We start from the raw sequence: 15,166 nt of genomic DNA, 5'->3' as shown, positions 1-15,166 counted from the left end.
GTTAATCCGCAAATCAACTTCTCTCCTGTGCCCTCAACCATCTTTCAGGTATTTCATTGCTACTGGCCAGTAAATAATCTTTATAACTGCAGGCGATGAATTTTTTATCGGGCAATTGCATCCACCAGCGGCCGGTCTTTTTGCTTTGCAGAAAAGTGGTTTCTACTTCGGCAAAAGCTGTATGGTATTCGTTGAAAGAATCTTTTTCATCAATCGCCGCTTCTCTTCTGCCGCGGCTGCGGCCATCAAGCACATACCAGATCATGTGGGCAATCTGTTTAGCCGTAAGTTCATCTTTATCATGCTGTGCATCGTAGCCATATACACCAATGCTGGTAATGTTGGGACTCAGCCCTGCATAGCGCATCAGCACACAGGCTTCTTCGCCATTCAGTCCATTAGGGGTAATAGTATTTGCTGGTGCATAGGCGCTGGCAATCGCCGAGATATCAAAGCTGAGCATATTGCTGTTGCGTATCACCGGCTCCATTTCATCAATATTTTCTTTTACGCTGCCTACACGGTAACAATCAAAACGCAGCTTATCCATTGTTTCCAGCATACGGGGATGCACATAAAAACTCTGAAAGGCCACATGATTATAATGTCTCAGAAAATTCGGTTCACCGGTCAGCATCTCCATCAGGAAATTTTCATGCTTGAAAGGTGAGTCGAGATTCAGGTCGATCAATGCATCAACACAAGAGGCTTCAATAATTTTTTTATTCTCGGCATATGCATAGTACTGTGATAAGGTAAGATCATGCGAGCCACCAAGAATGATCGCTGTTTTACCTGCATCAAGTATTTCTTTTACCACGGTACGCAGTGCTGCATACGAATCGGTGTATAAGGCCCCGGTTTTTATATTTCCAATATCTGCAACCCGTACATCCGGGTGCCAGTAAAACAAACGGTACAAATTTCTGCGTATCACATCCGGCGCCTTACTCTGACCATGTATCAGGCCGCTTCCCCGCTGTTCTCCGCAGCCTATTATTATTATATCCGCCTCATCAATATCAGGAAAGTATTCATCATACAAATTGATCGTCTTACCCAGCTGACCGTCTTTATAGGCTTCATCAAAAGAGATTTCATGAAGATTGACCGGGTCTAAAAATTCGGAGAGGTTGCGATGGTCTGACATAGCTACAAAGCTAAGAGGTTAAAAGAGAAAAGGAGGAAAAGAGTGAGATACAATTTTCTACATTTCCGGAAGCTTAGTGATATCATGAACACCCCCTTATCTCTTTTTACTCCTTTGACCTCTTAGCTTATCTTTGCCACCTTATGGAGCAACTGTTACAACAAATAGATTCTTATAAAAAAGAAATAGAAGCATTCAATGGTGCGGATGCAAAAGCTGTGGAAGAATTCCGCATCAAATGGCTCGGTACAAAGGGCCTGGTGAAAACCATTATGGGTGAAATGAAGAATGTGCCGAATGAAAGAAAAAAAGAAGCCGGACAAATACTGAATGAGTTCAAGATCTTCACTGAAAGCAAATATGAAGAACTGAAACAGTCGGCAAATGGCAGTTCACACTCTGCTATCAGTAATATTGATCTGACTTTACCCGGTGATGAATTACCGTTGGGTGCAAGACATCCTATCACGATGATGAAGAACAGGATTATTTCTATTTTTCAGCGACTCGGGTTTGCTGTCGCCGAAGGCCCTGAGATCGAAGATGATTTTCACAACTTCACTGCACTCAACCTGCCGGAGCATCATCCCGCCCGTGATATGCAGGATACATTTTATATACAACAAAATCCTGACTGGCTGCTCCGCACACATACCAGCAATACACAGATACGTGAAATGGAAAAAGGTAAGTTGCCGATCCGTGTCATTTGTCCCGGTCGTGTATATCGCAATGAAACGGTGAGTGCAAGAAGCCATTGCTTTTTTCACCAGTTGGAAGGATTATATATTGATGAGAACGTTTCTTTCGCCGATCTCAAACAAACGCTTTACTTTTTTGTAAAAGAAATGTACGGCAAGGATGTAAAGGTTCGTTTCCGCCCTTCTTATTTTCCTTTTACTGAGCCCAGTGCCGAAATGGATATCAGTTGCACACTCTGCAATGGCGAAGGATGCAGCGTATGTAAGAAAACTGGCTGGCTGGAGATCCTTGGTTGCGGTATGGTACATCCAAATGTCTTATCCAACTGTGGTATTGACCCGAATAAATATTCCGGCTATGCATGGGGTATGGGTATCGAACGACCTGCATTGCTGAAATATGGAATCAATGACATTCGTCTCTTCAGTGAGAATGATGTGCGATTTTTGAAACAGTTTACATCGGCAGTATAAGTTGCTGGTTGTTTGTTGCTGGTTATGAACCAGACTGCATTACTACTATTGATCTTTAGTTGCGTCGCACTCTTGTACTGTTGTAACTCTATTCATCAAAAGGCTTCACGCAAAGACAACTTTGCGAACTTGTTTCTTTATTCTTAGCGTCTTTGCGGTAAAAATTAAATCATGCAGCAACAAATCTGTCTTTTCTGCGGAAATAAAATTGAACTGGTACATGTGCATGGACATTATCAATGTCCAGTTTGCCATACCAATGCACTTCCCTGCTGTGATGGAGATAACTGCAATACCAATAATTTGCTGAAAGAAGAAGAAACTAATGATCCTGTATCACAATCAGACAACCTTGCTGTTTTTAATTCGTAAATAACAAAGTACTGCTGCTGCAAGCATTGCAAGAACCGCAATATAATACCAAGATGTATAGCTTAATTCAAACTTCACAGCATCCACCCCACCACTCAGCCAGTTAGAAGTATGATCATTCTCCTCTACTACCTGCGAGGGCTCTTTTACTTTTTTATCAAGATCGAATCTTAAACCAATCAATGCCACTGCAGATAGCACACCTGCAAGCATTCCAATCCAGGATGCGCCATTCATTTTTACAAAACAAAATACCAACCCTATAACACCCAAAGCCAATGCTGCAATAGCATAATAATTTGGGTCCTGTTTCGGTTGTTCCTTATTCATATTACTATCATTACCACTCAGCATTCCGCCTAATCCGTTCACAGCTATTTTCCATTCACTGCCAAAAGCAAGGCCTACACCTGTATTGGATATTGTTGTCTGCGCACCAAGGTTCAGACTAAAACCACCCATATCAGTTTTAGTGTCCGACTGATTGCATTTCAATTCTGCAAACGGCATTAAGAACAATAAAATGCCAATAGCAAAAACAACTGTTGAAGGAATTTTTGTACTTAATATTCCGGGTGACGGTGAAGGCACAGGGGTGGTTGAAACATTTGTCTCCATAAACAATTAATTAGTGGTGAAAGATGAGTTCTATTCCCCTAAGATAAACTTTATCCCGGTTTCAAAACTGCCATAATGAATACCATTCAGGAGTATATTCTATCTTTATCCTTTTAGTAATTGAAGTATGAGCATTAATACACTTTGTGTTTGCGGGGCAGGAACGATGGGCAGCGGTATTGCGCAGGCTGCTATTCAGTCAGGCGTATATACCATATTATATGAACCCAACGAAGCAGTGCTGGAAAAAGCAAAGGCTGGTATTGAAAAAAGCTTCCATATGCTGGTAGATAAAGGGAAGATAAACGAAGAAATAAAAAATAAAGCACTACAGCATATTCAGTATAGCAATGATGTGCAGGGTCTGCTAGCTGATGTATTTATTGAAGCGATCGTTGAAAAGATTGAAATAAAGATCGGCTTGTTCAACCAGTTGGCTGAAATGAACCATGGTGAATCCATATTCGCCACTAATACTTCTTCTTTATCTGTTACTAAAATTGCTGAAGGTGTTATTAACCCTGCAAGAGTGATCGGCATGCATTTTTTTAACCCCGCTACAATTATGAAACTGGTGGAAGTGGTGAACACAGAATTTACCAATCAACAAACTACCGATACAATTATTGAATTAGCGAAGACAATGGGCAAAACGCCGGTGCTTTGTAAAGATGCACCAGGATTTATTGTAAACCGGGTAGCCAGGCCTTATTATACAGAAGCATTGCGTCTTGCAGAAGAGAAAATTTCATCTTTCGAACAAACAGACAGGCTGATGGAAGCAACAGGTTTTAAAATGGGACCCTTTAAACTGATGGACCTGATCGGTAATGATATTAATTATGCGGTAAGCTGTTCTGTTCATCAGCAATTAGGAAATCCCGATAGGCTTAAACCTTCTTTTATACAAAAAGAAAAAGTTGACAGCGGTAAGTTGGGTAAAAAATCCGGAGAGGGCTATTATCAATATTAAATATTCAATCAATCAATGGTTCTTGTAACAGGCGGCACAGGTTTTTTAGGAGCATATATCATTAAAGCCCTTATAGAAAAAGGTTATGTAGTAAGAGCTATCCGACGCAGCCCTAAACTACCCTCCTATATTTCAAAAGATATATTTGATAAGGTACAGTGGGTAGATGGCGATGTGATTGATATAAACTCTTTGGAAGATGCGATGGAAGGAGTGGATACAGTTATTCATTCTGCTGCAGTTGTTTCCTTTATAAAAAAAGATAGAAAGAATATGTACCATGTAAATGTGGATGGTACTGCTAACGTGGTGAATATTGCATTAGAAAAAAATGTTCGACGTTTGATCCATATCAGTTCAGTAGCGGCATTGGGAAGAACAGCTGGTGGCGGGCATGTAGATGAAGAAAAGAAATGGGAAGAAAGTAAAGTGAATACACATTATGGCCGTAGTAAGAACAAGGCCGAACTGGAAGTATGGAGGGGTTTCAGTGAAGGTTTATCAGGAGTTATTTTAAATCCAAGTACAATACTGGGTTTTGGCGACTGGAATAACAGCAGCTCAGCGATTTTTAAAAAAGTATATGAAGAATTCAGTTGGTCGACACCAGGTATTAATGGTTTTGTAGATGTAGAAGATGTAGCAAGAGTTGTTATCCTGTTTATGGAAAATGATATAACCGAACAACGCTATGTTGTAAATAGCGATAACTGGCATTTTGAAAAACTGCAATCCATTATTGCGGATGCATTGGGAAAAAAGAAACCAACTAAAATAGCCAGCCCGTTTTTAATGAATATTGCCCGCCGGCTGGAAACTGTAAAATGCTTTTTCACCGACGGCAAACCACTGCTGACGAAAGAAAGTGTACGTGTTGCCATTAGCAAAACTTATTTCGAAAATGCTAAAATCCTCAAAGCTTTACCGGGATTTTCCTTTACCCCCCTTAAGGAAACTATCGAAAAAGCAAGCAAACTTTACCTTGGCACAATAAATGCAAAACACTAATACCCTAATTTGCCTTTCATGAAAACCATATTTATTGCCTTCATTATTTTACTGATCTCAAGTCCTGCTTTTTCTCAATACACAATTACCGGAAAGGTAATTGACTCAACATCTAAAGAGCCTTTGAGAGGTGCTTCTGTATTTTGTCAGAATACTACGCTGGGCACAACTACCAATAAGGAAGGTGAGTTTTCACTTGCATTAAAAAGCGGCGGTTATGACCTGATCATTTCTTTCTCTGGTTATCAAACAATAACAAAACGTATAAGTGGTGATGAAGGCAAATTGGAAATTGCACTTGCCCGCAACGAAAAAGAACTGATGGAAGTGGTGATACAAACCAGCAATGAGGTAAAAGATGGCTGGGCGAAATATGGAAGTTTTTTTACAGAAAATTTTATCGGCACTACGCCCAATGCCGCTAATTGCAAACTGGAGAATCCTGAAGTACTGAAATTTTATTACCTGAAAAAAAGTGATAAGATAAGAGTGCTGGCCACTGCTCCCCTGGTAATTAAAAACGAATCGCTTGGTTATAATCTGACTTACCAGCTTGACAGTTTTGTTTTTTATAACAAGACCAATATTTCAACTTACCGTGGCTTTTGTTTTTTTGGTGAAATGGATGGAACTGATTCTCTAAAAAGAAAATGGGTGGCCAACCGCAAGAAAGCTTATTCGGGTTCTATCCTGCAATTTGTCCGTTCCTATTATGACAGTACCCTCACTCAAGATGGATGGTTGATTGAAATGCTTGATGAAACAGATGATAAAAAGTTCAACCGCATCACTGATCCTTATGATAGTACTTTCTATGGTTATACGGATAGTACGAGAGAGGTTGATATCTGGTATCCGCGGAAACTAACCGTTATTTATACAAAGAAAAAACCGGAGGCTGAATATTTAAAAAAATTCAAACTCCCTAAGATAGTAAGCACATTGATCTCTTATGTTGATCTAAATGATGTAATTACTATTCAGCCAAACGGATATTATTATGAACAGAAAGACTGGATCAACCAGGGCTACTGGAGCTGGAAAAATTTAGCGGATCTTTTGCCCTATGATTACGAACCGGATTAATTTATTTTCCCATCATCTTTTCCCATAACTGGGGAATACGTTTTATCCAAACTAATTCTTTCATTTTTTCCCTTGCCTCTTCTACCGGCGAGCCAAAATAAACCTTACCGCCATCAATGCTGTCTTTCACACCGCTTTGAGCATATACTATTGCATCTTTTCCAATCGTCAATGTTTTACTTACACCTACTTGTCCCCATAGTATCACATTATCTTCAATTTTCACTGCACCCGCAATACCTACCTGTGCCGCAAATAAGCAGTTCTTTCCGATTTCTGAATCATGACCAATATGAACCATATTGTCCATCTTGGTACCTGCGCCAATTACCGTGTCGCTGCTTACACCACGATCAATCGTACAGCCTGCGCCGATCTCTACTCCATCTTCTATCACTACACGACCGCAACTGATCATTTTTTTATAATGAATAGAACGGTTGGTCTTCTTATTATAGTAAAATGCATCGCTTCCGATCACCGATGAGGCCTGGATGACGACATCATTTCCAATAACACAATCATCCATGATGGATACATTAGGATGAATAATGCAATTCTTACCGATAGATACATTATTACCTATAAAAGAATTAGGCATGATCACTGTTCCTTCACCTATTGATGCTGAATCGCTGATGGATTTTGATGAAGGAATAAAAGGATGATAATGATTAACGATCTTCAGGTATGCTTCAAAAGGTTCATCTACTACCAGTAATGCTTTTCCATCCGGGCAATCGGTTCTTTTATTGATTATGATAAAGCTTGCAGCCGAGTTGATGCATTTGTCGTAATACTTTGGATGATCAACAAATGCCAGGTCACCTTTTTGTACTTTATGCAACTCATTAATGCCTGTTGCTGTTCCATTTTTGTTGCCAACAAGTTCTGCGCCGATCAATTCTGCAATAAAACTTACCGGTACTGGTTGTTTAAATTCCATAATACTTGATTTGAAGCAAAGGTAACAAGCTGCAATGCTCAAATACAGAAAAATCATAAGTCGGTGTTAAACAGGACTCGTACTTCTTCGTTTGCATGCTCACTTACTTTGTTTTAAAAAAACATTTTTTCAATGATTTTCATTGGGAAAATAACATTTTGAACAATAACATCTCTGTTGTGACAGAGAATAGCTTGAATACTTTTCAAACGTTTGAAAAAATAAATGAACACGTTAATGAAGAATAAAATCTATTTAATTGATTGAATAAGTTTATAATTCATGTAATCATTCATCATTATCCACAACACAACTGAAAATGTGAATAAAATAGTTTGAAATAATTTTTTTGTTAGAAAATATTATTGCTAATATTGTGTCGGGAAATTTATTTCCCGTACTTACTAACCCATCCATATATTAGAGACTCCTCCGAAACGGGGGAGTTTCTTTTTTTACAGATCGTATAACATATCAGCCTTTCCAGATTCATCCTTCGATTAATCATTTTACAATACCTTTACTTCATTCAAATTTTATTGCATGCTCAAATCAATGACCGGTTTTGGAAGAGTGGAGAGAGTCGTAACTGATAAAACTTTTCTGATAGATATTAAATCTCTTAACGGAAAACAATTCGAACTAAACTTAAAACTACCGGCATTTTTAAGACCGTATGAATTCGATATACGAAAAATTCTTTCGGAGAAATTAAGTCGTGGTAGTGTGGATTGCACTATCAGCCTGAAAGAATCGGGACAGGCGAAACCGGTTTCAATAAACACTGAACTGGCAAAAGCTTACTTTAAACCGTTGGCCGAGCTTTCAGCAGAACTTAAATTAGACACTTCATCCATTCTTTCTTCCCTTTTAAAGATGCCCGAAGTGATCACACCAACCGGCGAAACACTTACCGATGCAGAATGGGATACTTTTGAAGCTGCATTAAATGATGCCATCAAGGAATTAGGACGCCACCGGGCCGAAGAAGGCAAATCACTTGAAGCCGACCTGGTAAACCGTATTAAGAATATTGTTAATTACGAGGAGGAGGTGGCAAAACTGGCACCGCTGCGCCAGCAAAAAACAAAAGATGGATTGAAAAAACTGCTGGAAGAAAATGTAGGTAAAGAAAGCTATGACCCCAACCGCCTTGAACAGGAACTCATTTATTATATAGAAAAAATGGATATCAGCGAAGAGCAGATACGGCTGAAAAACCATTGCGAATACTTTATGCAGATCCTGAATGAGCCTGAAGAAGCGAAAGGGAAAAAGCTTTCATTTATACTGCAGGAAATAGGAAGGGAAATAAATACCACCGGCTCGAAAGCCTATGATTCAACCATTCAAAAGCTGGTGGTGATGATGAAGGATGAACTAGAAAAAGCAAAAGAACAGGTGTTGAATGCACTTTAAATCCTGCATTGTACATTTGTAAATATTCAATACTCAACTCTCCATGTTCAATGTTCAGCTAAAAAGACTGCCTTTTGTTTTATTTATATGCTATTTCATTTCTTCCTGCTCTACAATTGATATTTATGAAAAAACAGTTGCTGTACCGGGGCATCAGTGGGCTGGCAGTTTTAAACCGGAGTTCCAGTTCGAAATAAAAGACAATACTATTCCCTACAACGTATTTTTTGTGATCCGCCACACAGAAAAATATAACTACAATAATATTTTCATCAACCTCAGCAGTAAACAAGCAGGAACAGATAGTTCTATTACACAACGGCTTGATGTAACACTGGCCACCAATGAAAAGGGTTGGCTGGGTACCGGCATGGATGATATTTATGAGCAAAGAATGAAACTAAGTCCAGAAGCAGGAACTTTTTTTCCAAAACCAGGTACTTACACTTTTACCCTGGAGCAAATAATGCGGGAACAACCACTGGAGCATGTAATGAATGTTGGCATCCGGATCGAAAAAAAATAATATGAGTAAAATGCCTGCCGATAACAGGTTGCAATTACGCCGGGCAACAATTGTTTACTGGATATTGCTTACTTATATATTAGCTGCACTGATATGGTGGTTCGTTTCATTGCAAACACAAAACAGCGAATTAACTGATCTAAAATATAAAAACCTTTCTGATCAAACCAACTTAAGTGCCGGGGAAAAATATAATGCGTTGGCGAAAATAGATTCTGATAGCAGGCGCAATACCGGAAAATATATCAGTGAAGGGGTTACATTTCTATTACTCATTGTTGTTGGCGCCGTATTTATTTATCGTTCCGTTCGCAGGCAGTTTATTATGCAGAAGCAGCAGCAGAATTTTATGATGGCTGTTACTCACGAATTGAAAACTCCGATCTCTGTTGCAAGGTTAAATCTTGAAACAATTCAGAGATACCAACTGGATCCTGAGAAACAAAAAAAACTGATACGGATGACGCTGGATGAAACAGACCGGCTGAATTCATTGACCAATAATATTCTCGTATCATCACAACTGGAAGGTGGCGGCTACCCCTCATCAATGGAAGAACTGGATCTTTCCGATTTGCTGAAAGACAGTATGCAGGATTTTAGAAATCGTTTTCCTGAAAGAAGTTTTATTGAAGAAATAACACCTGATATAGAACTTAAAGGTGATGCGTTGCTGCTGCAAATGCTGATCAGTAACCTGGTGGAAAACGCAATCAAGTATTCTGCGAAAGAAACGCCGGTAAAAGCCCATTTATTCAAACAGAACAACAACCTGCATTTAATAATAAGTGATCTTGGCACCGGGGTACCTGATCCGGAGAAGAAAAAGGTTTTTAATAAGTTTTACCGGGTAGGGAATGAATCGACCCGTAAAACACAGGGTACCGGGCTGGGGTTATATCTTTGCCAATCCATTGCCGGTTATCATAATGCCGACATTATGGTGACAGATAATAAACCTTGTGGAAGTAAATTTGCTGTCATTTTTCATACGTGATCGTTATGACTGAAGAAAAAAAACCATCCATATTATTGGTAGAAGATGAAGAAAATCTGCATGAAGCGCTGAAGCTAAATTTAGAGCTTGAAGGCTATGAGGTTACTTCTTCATTTGATGGCGCCGCAGCGCTGAAAGCCGTAGAGAATGAATATTTTGATCTGCTGATACTGGATGTAATGCTGCCAGAAGTGGATGGCATTAGCGTCACTGAAACAGTGAGATTGAAAAATAATGAAGTGCCTATTCTCATTCTGAGTGCAAAAAACAGTAGCGCAGACCGGGTGCTGGGTTTAAAAAAAGGCGCAGATGATTACCTTACAAAACCTTTTAACCTGGAGGAATTATTACTGCGTATTCATAAATTGATTGACAAGAATAAAAAACTACAAGATAAATCTTCAGTAGGAGATACTTACACTTTTGATAGCAACACAATTGATTTTAAAGCACAGGAAGCTGTGAACAAACAGGGAGAAACCATTCAGCTCAGTAAAAAAGAGACCATGCTGCTAAAGTTATTAATTGAAAATAAAAATGAAGTAGTGCCGCGGGAAAAGATATTACAATCCGTTTGGGGCTATAATGTGTATCCTACTACCCGTACAATTGATAATTTCATACTCAACTTTCGTAAATACTTTGAAGAAGATAGTCGCAATCCTAAATACTTTCACTCTGTAAGAGGGGTCGGTTATAAATACACCGAGTAATTATCTTTTTAGCTGATTCAGAATCGAAATCGTTTTTTCCACAAGCTGGCTTCGGGTTGATTCCATTTCTACTGAAGTAAACATAGCAGTTTCAATATAATTGAAATGGTTTAAAAGTTCTGTGATCGCTGCTTCATCGGTACCAGCCTGTCTTAACCTGTTTTGCAAAAAACCTTTATTCATTTCAGTACCCGATACATGAAGATGTTGCGACAACCAGCTCCAAGCTGTATTATATATTGAAGTATAAAACTCCTTAGCTGGTATAGATTCCTCAACAGATATAGAATTGAAGATCTCTTCCACCGTTGGAGATTTAATTACGGGTTCTTCTACAACAATTTCCTTTTTTTTCCTACTAAGCACCAACCAATAGACCAAAGCACCAGCTACAATAAATGCCACCAATATAAAGGCGATTTTACTCACCCGTTTGTTTGCATCTTCTATCGAGATCTTTTTTCCCCCTGGGGGGGCATCTGCCTTGGTTATCTTTTTAAATTCTTTTTCAGAAATACTGACGATCACACTATCCGTGCCAATGGTTTTATAACTATTTGTACTTGTGTTGAAATAAGAAAACTTCACAGAGGGAATTTTCCATTTACCATGAACAGATGAAATAAAAGGATACCTGAAAATTCTTCCGCCAGATAAAGGGACAATGCGTTTATCTAAAAAATCTATAACGGTTGGTTCAAACCCTTCGATCTCTTTTGGCCATTGAATGACCGGTGCTGTTATTTGTGTAAAATTTCCTTTGCCTTCCACGATAATTTCGAAAAAGTCTTCCTCATTTTTATCCAGTTTGTTATTCGCAATTTTTGACCGGATAGTGAATACCCCTGCTGCACCATTAAACGTTTCAGGTTTATTAACCTGTGGCAAGGCCTTCACTGTAATTCTTACCGGTGCGGTTACCATGCTTGTCTCATAAATTTCTGTTCCCGGCGTTGCTGACGCATCATTGCTTTCATTTAAAACGCCTTCAGATATCTGCTGTTCGGTTTTCTTATTTACCATGCTCTGTGAAAACTCAACCTTATTATCGATCTTCATTTCATCAATGGTAAACACACCGGCTTGCAATGGATAGAGCTGTACTTTACGTATTGTGTGTACATCAAAATCCTTTCCATTGATCCGCTGAGTCTCTTTTATCTTGTCATCAAGATTTACCATATCATATACACTGAAACCATAGAAGCCCGGGTTTTTTACAATATCGGATTTTGATTGCAGCCTTGAAAACAATTTGAAAGTAGCAACAACAGGTTCACCCACAAGGCAGGTTTTTCTATCAACAAATAATTTTACAAAAAGATTCTCTTTAATTTTCCGGTAAGCATCTTCGCCGGGTAATAATGTATAAGCCGAAATACCATCCTGGTTATTAAATGAATTCTGTTTTTGCTTTCTAATAGCAACAATGTTTACCTCAGGACTGATAAAACTCAGCCCATTAATTTTTACTAATGCGTGGCTGATCTTATAATTTCCTTCTCTTTCTGCTACTGCTGTATATACATAATTGATTATATCGATCTTTTGCCCATTTACGTTTTGTGTTCCTGCATATGTTTCAGGTCCGCGGACAATTTTTAGCCAGCCAAAATCAGGGGCAGAAAATCGTTGATCGGGCAAAGCATTTTCAATCACAAACTGTATCCGGAAGGGTTCTCCGATGGTTACAGGCCTTTCGGGCACAATGGCTTGTACGCTGACTTGAGCTATCAGCAGATCACTCAGAAATAAAAATGATACTATGAAAATCCATTTTTTCATTACTGATAAAAATATAAAACGAGCCGGATAATGAGGAAAGAAATAGATAAGCGGAAACCAGTAATTATAAATCGCCCAATTGCGGCCTGATCACAATATCTTCCACGCATGCAGCAGGCGAAAGCTGTGATGAAGCATAAACCATTTTAGCAATATCCCCTGCTTCCATGATCCGTTTCTTACTGTTATCATAATCTCCCCAGGAATCGGTAAGCACAGCACCGGGATGAATGGCAGTTACTTTGATATTATGCGGTTTCATTTCTTCCCGCAGGTTTTTGCTAAAGCCATGCATCGCATATTTGCTGATACTGTAGGCTCCGCCGTTATGATAAGCATGAAGGGAAGCAATAGAACACATATTGAAAATGTGACCCGATCTTCTTTCCATCATTTTCGGCAACAATGTTCTGGTAAGATGATAAGCACTGTAAACATTAATGGCCATTTGGTTTTCGAGCAATCCTTCTGGCTCATTGTGTACACTTCCCGGCTCAAACAAACCGGCATTGTTAACAAGGATATCAGGAACAATCCCAGAATTCAATACCCAACTGCCTGCAGCTTTTGCCTCATCAGTCTTGCTTAAATCAAATGCTTTGGCTTTAATTGAAACAGAAGGATATTTTCTCTGCAGTTCTTCCATTGCCTTATACAAGGCTACATCACTGCGGGATGTTAGATAGAGATCATATCCATTTGCAGCGAATATATCCGCAATAGATCTACCAATCCCTCTTGAGGCACCTGTTATAAAAACTATCTTACCCCCATCCCCTAAAGGGGTGTTTGAAATATTCTTCACATTTTCTGGCATTCCTTTTATTAGTTTAGGTTTGCAAATTACATAAGCAATTTACAATAATGGGAACTAATAACTCCCCTTTAGGGGCAGGGGGTAAATACAAACATCTTTTCTTCGATCTTGATCATACGCTGTGGGACTATGAAGCCAATGCCCGTTCAAGTCTTCAATACTTATACGACAACCTGGATTTAAAAGAAAAAGGTGTTTATGATTTTGATCTGTTTTATAAGAACTATTCGGTTTATAATGATAAACTCTGGGAAGAATACCGGAACGGAATAATAAAACAAGATGTGTTGCGGGTAAAGCGGATGCGACTTACTTTATTGGATTTTAAAATTGCCGATGAAGAACTTTCCGAGAAAATGAATGTAGGATTTATAGATTTATTGCCAACCCGAACACATGTATTTCCTTACTGCTACGAAATACTTGATTATCTTATTGATAAAAAATATATTCTTCATCTTATCACCAACGGGTTCGAAGAAGTACAGCATAGCAAATTGAAATACTCCGGTCTGACAAAATATTTTACTGAAGTAATAACCTCCGAAGCAAGTAATAGCCTGAAACCAAATAAAGAAATTTTTGAATTTGCATTCCTTAAATCAAATGCAAAGCCCGAAGAAAGTATAATGCTGGGCGATAATATCGACGTAGATATTGTTGGCGCAATGAATGCAGGTATTGACCAGGTTTTTGTAAACCATGTGAATGCTCAGCCTGTGATCAAACCAACTTATACTGTGTACTCATTAAAAGAATTGGAAGATATTTTTTGATTTGCGAATTAGCCAATGTGCGGATTTGCAGATTAATTTACCAACTGGCTTTCATTCGTACATTTTCAAATCATCACATCCGCACATTAATCACCATCTCGCTATCACTGTCACCCCACCTTGTGGCTTATCGCCAATTTTAGCTTCAATTTTTGCATCTAATGGTAATAGGAGATCGACTCTTGAGCCAAATTTAATAAAACCCATTTCTGCGGTTTGTTTTATTTGCATGCCGGGTTGCAGGTAATTGCAGATACGTTTGGCCAAAGCACCGGCGATTTGTTTTACAAGAATTTCTTTGCCGTCCCTATTATAAACTACTGAATGCCTTTCATTTTCTGTAGATGATTTAGGGTGCCAGGCAACGAGATATTTTCCTTTATGATATTCGCTGTATTTCACTTCGCCTGTTACCGGGTTACGATTCACATGCACATTCAAAGGGCTCATAAAAATAGAAACCTGTATTCTACGGTCAGTAAAATATTCATCCGCCTGTACTTCTTCTATCGCCACTACTGTTCCGTCTGCAGGAGCAACGATGGCTGATTCATCAACCGTGAGTTGCCTGTTGGGGATACGGAAAAAAGAGATCAGGAAAAGTAATAGACCAAGGGTTCCGATAAAAATGATCCAGCTGATAACTGGTGACGGTAGACTTATATAATAAAATGAAAGAATATTTATTACTCCAAACAGGATAGTAGCAATAGCAATCGTTTTATATCCTTCTTTATGAATTGTCATGCGGCAAATATAGGAAATGGGGAGTGGTTAGTGGCAAGTAGCGAGTAGGAAAAAATTA

16 protein-coding genes are annotated in these 15,166 nt (G+C 38.8%); 10 read left to right on the top strand and 6 right to left on the bottom strand.

Features of this window, described 5'->3' with window-relative positions; genetic code table 11:
* Positions 1–13: 13 nt before the first annotated feature.
* Positions 14–1,150, bottom strand: coding sequence for an arginase (locus tag E6H07_07090; protein ID TMI65668.1), 1,137 nt, complete (start codon positions 1,148–1,150; stop codon positions 14–16).
* A 143-nt stretch (positions 1,151–1,293) separates the two neighbouring features.
* Between E6H07_07090 and pheS the strand changes: the two genes are divergently transcribed.
* Positions 1,294–2,325 carry a phenylalanine--tRNA ligase subunit alpha gene (pheS, locus tag E6H07_07085; GenBank protein TMI65667.1) on the top strand — a complete coding sequence of 344 codons (1,032 nt, stop codon included), beginning with the start codon at positions 1,294–1,296 and terminating at the stop codon, positions 2,323–2,325.
* A gap of 171 nt (positions 2,326–2,496) precedes the next feature.
* The gene (locus E6H07_07080; GenBank protein TMI65666.1) at positions 2,497–2,697 is read left to right on the top strand and encodes a hypothetical protein; all 201 of its coding nucleotides are present in this window, start codon (positions 2,497–2,499) and stop codon (positions 2,695–2,697) included.
* Here the strand turns inward: E6H07_07080 and E6H07_07075 are convergent.
* Positions 2,668–3,315 (bottom strand): hypothetical protein, encoded by a 648-nt coding sequence (locus E6H07_07075; protein TMI65665.1) that lies wholly within the window; start codon positions 3,313–3,315, stop codon positions 2,668–2,670. The two genes, E6H07_07080 and E6H07_07075, sit on opposite strands and share 30 nt — an antisense overlap.
* Positions 3,316–3,442: 127 nt before the next feature.
* On the opposite strand from E6H07_07075, the gene E6H07_07070 reads away from it, so the two are divergent.
* The 3 genes from E6H07_07070 to E6H07_07060 are packed head-to-tail and all read left to right on the top strand — an operon-like array spanning position 3,443 to position 6,382.
* Positions 3,443–4,288, top strand: coding sequence for a 3-hydroxybutyryl-CoA dehydrogenase (locus E6H07_07070; GenBank protein TMI65664.1), 846 nt, complete (start codon positions 3,443–3,445; stop codon positions 4,286–4,288).
* 15 nt (positions 4,289–4,303) lie between these two features.
* Entirely contained in the window at positions 4,304–5,296 is a 993-nt protein-coding gene (locus E6H07_07065; protein ID TMI65663.1) for an SDR family NAD(P)-dependent oxidoreductase, read from the top strand.
* Positions 5,297–5,314: 18 nt separating this feature from the next.
* The gene (locus E6H07_07060; GenBank protein TMI65662.1) at positions 5,315–6,382 is read left to right on the top strand and encodes a carboxypeptidase-like regulatory domain-containing protein; all 1,068 of its coding nucleotides are present in this window, start codon (positions 5,315–5,317) and stop codon (positions 6,380–6,382) included.
* 1 nt (position 6,383) lies between these two features.
* Here E6H07_07060 and E6H07_07055 read toward each other — a convergent pair whose 3' ends face one another.
* Complete coding sequence (locus E6H07_07055) at positions 6,384–7,328, bottom strand: UDP-3-O-(3-hydroxymyristoyl)glucosamine N-acyltransferase (GenBank protein TMI65661.1); 945 nt, start codon at positions 7,326–7,328, stop codon at positions 6,384–6,386.
* A gap of 543 nt (positions 7,329–7,871) precedes the next feature.
* Between E6H07_07055 and E6H07_07050 the strand changes: the two genes are divergently transcribed.
* Genes E6H07_07050 through E6H07_07035 form a run of 4 tightly spaced genes read left to right on the top strand, consistent with a single transcriptional unit; the run spans position 7,872 to position 10,983 of the window.
* Positions 7,872–8,747, top strand: a complete 876-nt coding sequence (locus E6H07_07050) for a YicC family protein (protein TMI65660.1) — start codon at positions 7,872–7,874, stop codon at positions 8,745–8,747.
* Between the two features lie 43 nt (positions 8,748–8,790).
* Positions 8,791–9,273, top strand: coding sequence for a gliding motility lipoprotein GldH (gene gldH / locus E6H07_07045; GenBank protein ID TMI65659.1), 483 nt, complete (start codon positions 8,791–8,793; stop codon positions 9,271–9,273).
* 10 nt (positions 9,274–9,283) lie between these two features.
* Positions 9,284–10,270 (top strand): two-component sensor histidine kinase, encoded by a 987-nt coding sequence (locus E6H07_07040; GenBank protein ID TMI66489.1) that lies wholly within the window; start codon positions 9,284–9,286, stop codon positions 10,268–10,270.
* Between the two features lie 5 nt (positions 10,271–10,275).
* Entirely contained in the window at positions 10,276–10,983 is a 708-nt protein-coding gene (locus E6H07_07035) for a response regulator transcription factor (protein TMI65658.1), read from the top strand.
* Here E6H07_07035 and E6H07_07030 read toward each other — a convergent pair whose 3' ends face one another.
* Together E6H07_07030 and E6H07_07025 are read right to left on the bottom strand one after the other, a co-directional pair.
* Positions 10,984–12,768 carry a protein BatD gene (locus tag E6H07_07030; protein ID TMI65657.1) on the bottom strand — a complete coding sequence of 595 codons (1,785 nt, stop codon included), beginning with the start codon at positions 12,766–12,768 and terminating at the stop codon, positions 10,984–10,986. It lies immediately after the preceding gene.
* Between the two features lie 64 nt (positions 12,769–12,832).
* Positions 12,833–13,585, bottom strand: a complete 753-nt coding sequence (locus E6H07_07025; protein ID TMI65656.1) for an SDR family oxidoreductase — start codon at positions 13,583–13,585, stop codon at positions 12,833–12,835.
* Positions 13,586–13,632: 47 nt separating this feature from the next.
* On the opposite strand from E6H07_07025, the gene E6H07_07020 reads away from it, so the two are divergent.
* A complete protein-coding gene (locus E6H07_07020) occupies positions 13,633–14,361 on the top strand; it encodes a noncanonical pyrimidine nucleotidase, YjjG family (protein TMI65655.1) in 729 nt (242 codons plus the stop codon).
* A 90-nt stretch (positions 14,362–14,451) separates the two neighbouring features.
* Here the strand turns inward: E6H07_07020 and E6H07_07015 are convergent, their stop codons facing one another.
* Positions 14,452–15,108, bottom strand: a complete 657-nt coding sequence (locus E6H07_07015) for a phosphatidylserine decarboxylase family protein (GenBank protein TMI65654.1) — start codon at positions 15,106–15,108, stop codon at positions 14,452–14,454.
* Positions 15,109–15,166: the final 58 nt, after the last annotated feature.

The sequence above is a fragment of the Bacteroidota bacterium genome (assembly GCA_005882315.1).
Classification (GTDB): domain Bacteria; phylum Bacteroidota; class Bacteroidia; order Chitinophagales; family Chitinophagaceae; genus VBAR01.
The sequence above is the reverse complement of the archived record's forward strand: the minus strand, read 5'-3'. Positions and strand labels throughout refer to the sequence as shown.

What these genes read in the sequence shown, in the direction of transcription:
- E6H07_07080 (TMI65666.1), top strand. Translation starts at nt 2,497, where the DNA reads ATGCAGCAACAAATCTGTCTTTTCTGCGGAAATAAAATTGAACTGGTA.
- E6H07_07020 (TMI65655.1), top strand. Translation starts at nt 13,633, where the DNA reads ATGGGAACTAATAACTCCCCTTTAGGGGCAGGGGGTAAATACAAACAT.
- E6H07_07055 (TMI65661.1), bottom strand. Translation starts at nt 7,328, where the DNA reads ATGGAATTTAAACAACCAGTACCGGTAAGTTTTATTGCAGAATTGATC.
- E6H07_07025 (TMI65656.1), bottom strand. Translation starts at nt 13,585, where the DNA reads ATGCCAGAAAATGTGAAGAATATTTCAAACACCCCTTTAGGGGATGGG.
- E6H07_07070 (TMI65664.1), top strand. Translation starts at nt 3,443, where the DNA reads ATGAGCATTAATACACTTTGTGTTTGCGGGGCAGGAACGATGGGCAGC.
- gldH (TMI65659.1), top strand. Translation starts at nt 8,791, where the DNA reads ATGTTCAATGTTCAGCTAAAAAGACTGCCTTTTGTTTTATTTATATGC.
- pheS (TMI65667.1), top strand. Translation starts at nt 1,294, where the DNA reads ATGGAGCAACTGTTACAACAAATAGATTCTTATAAAAAAGAAATAGAA.
- E6H07_07060 (TMI65662.1), top strand. Translation starts at nt 5,315, where the DNA reads ATGAAAACCATATTTATTGCCTTCATTATTTTACTGATCTCAAGTCCT.
- E6H07_07065 (TMI65663.1), top strand. Translation starts at nt 4,304, where the DNA reads ATGGTTCTTGTAACAGGCGGCACAGGTTTTTTAGGAGCATATATCATT.
- E6H07_07030 (TMI65657.1), bottom strand. Translation starts at nt 12,768, where the DNA reads ATGAAAAAATGGATTTTCATAGTATCATTTTTATTTCTGAGTGATCTG.
- E6H07_07075 (TMI65665.1), bottom strand. Translation starts at nt 3,315, where the DNA reads ATGGAGACAAATGTTTCAACCACCCCTGTGCCTTCACCGTCACCCGGA.
- E6H07_07090 (TMI65668.1), bottom strand. Translation starts at nt 1,150, where the DNA reads ATGTCAGACCATCGCAACCTCTCCGAATTTTTAGACCCGGTCAATCTT.
- E6H07_07015 (TMI65654.1), bottom strand. Translation starts at nt 15,108, where the DNA reads ATGACAATTCATAAAGAAGGATATAAAACGATTGCTATTGCTACTATC.
- E6H07_07040 (TMI66489.1), top strand. Translation starts at nt 9,284, where the DNA reads ATGCCTGCCGATAACAGGTTGCAATTACGCCGGGCAACAATTGTTTAC.
- E6H07_07035 (TMI65658.1), top strand. Translation starts at nt 10,276, where the DNA reads ATGACTGAAGAAAAAAAACCATCCATATTATTGGTAGAAGATGAAGAA.
- E6H07_07050 (TMI65660.1), top strand. Translation starts at nt 7,872, where the DNA reads ATGCTCAAATCAATGACCGGTTTTGGAAGAGTGGAGAGAGTCGTAACT.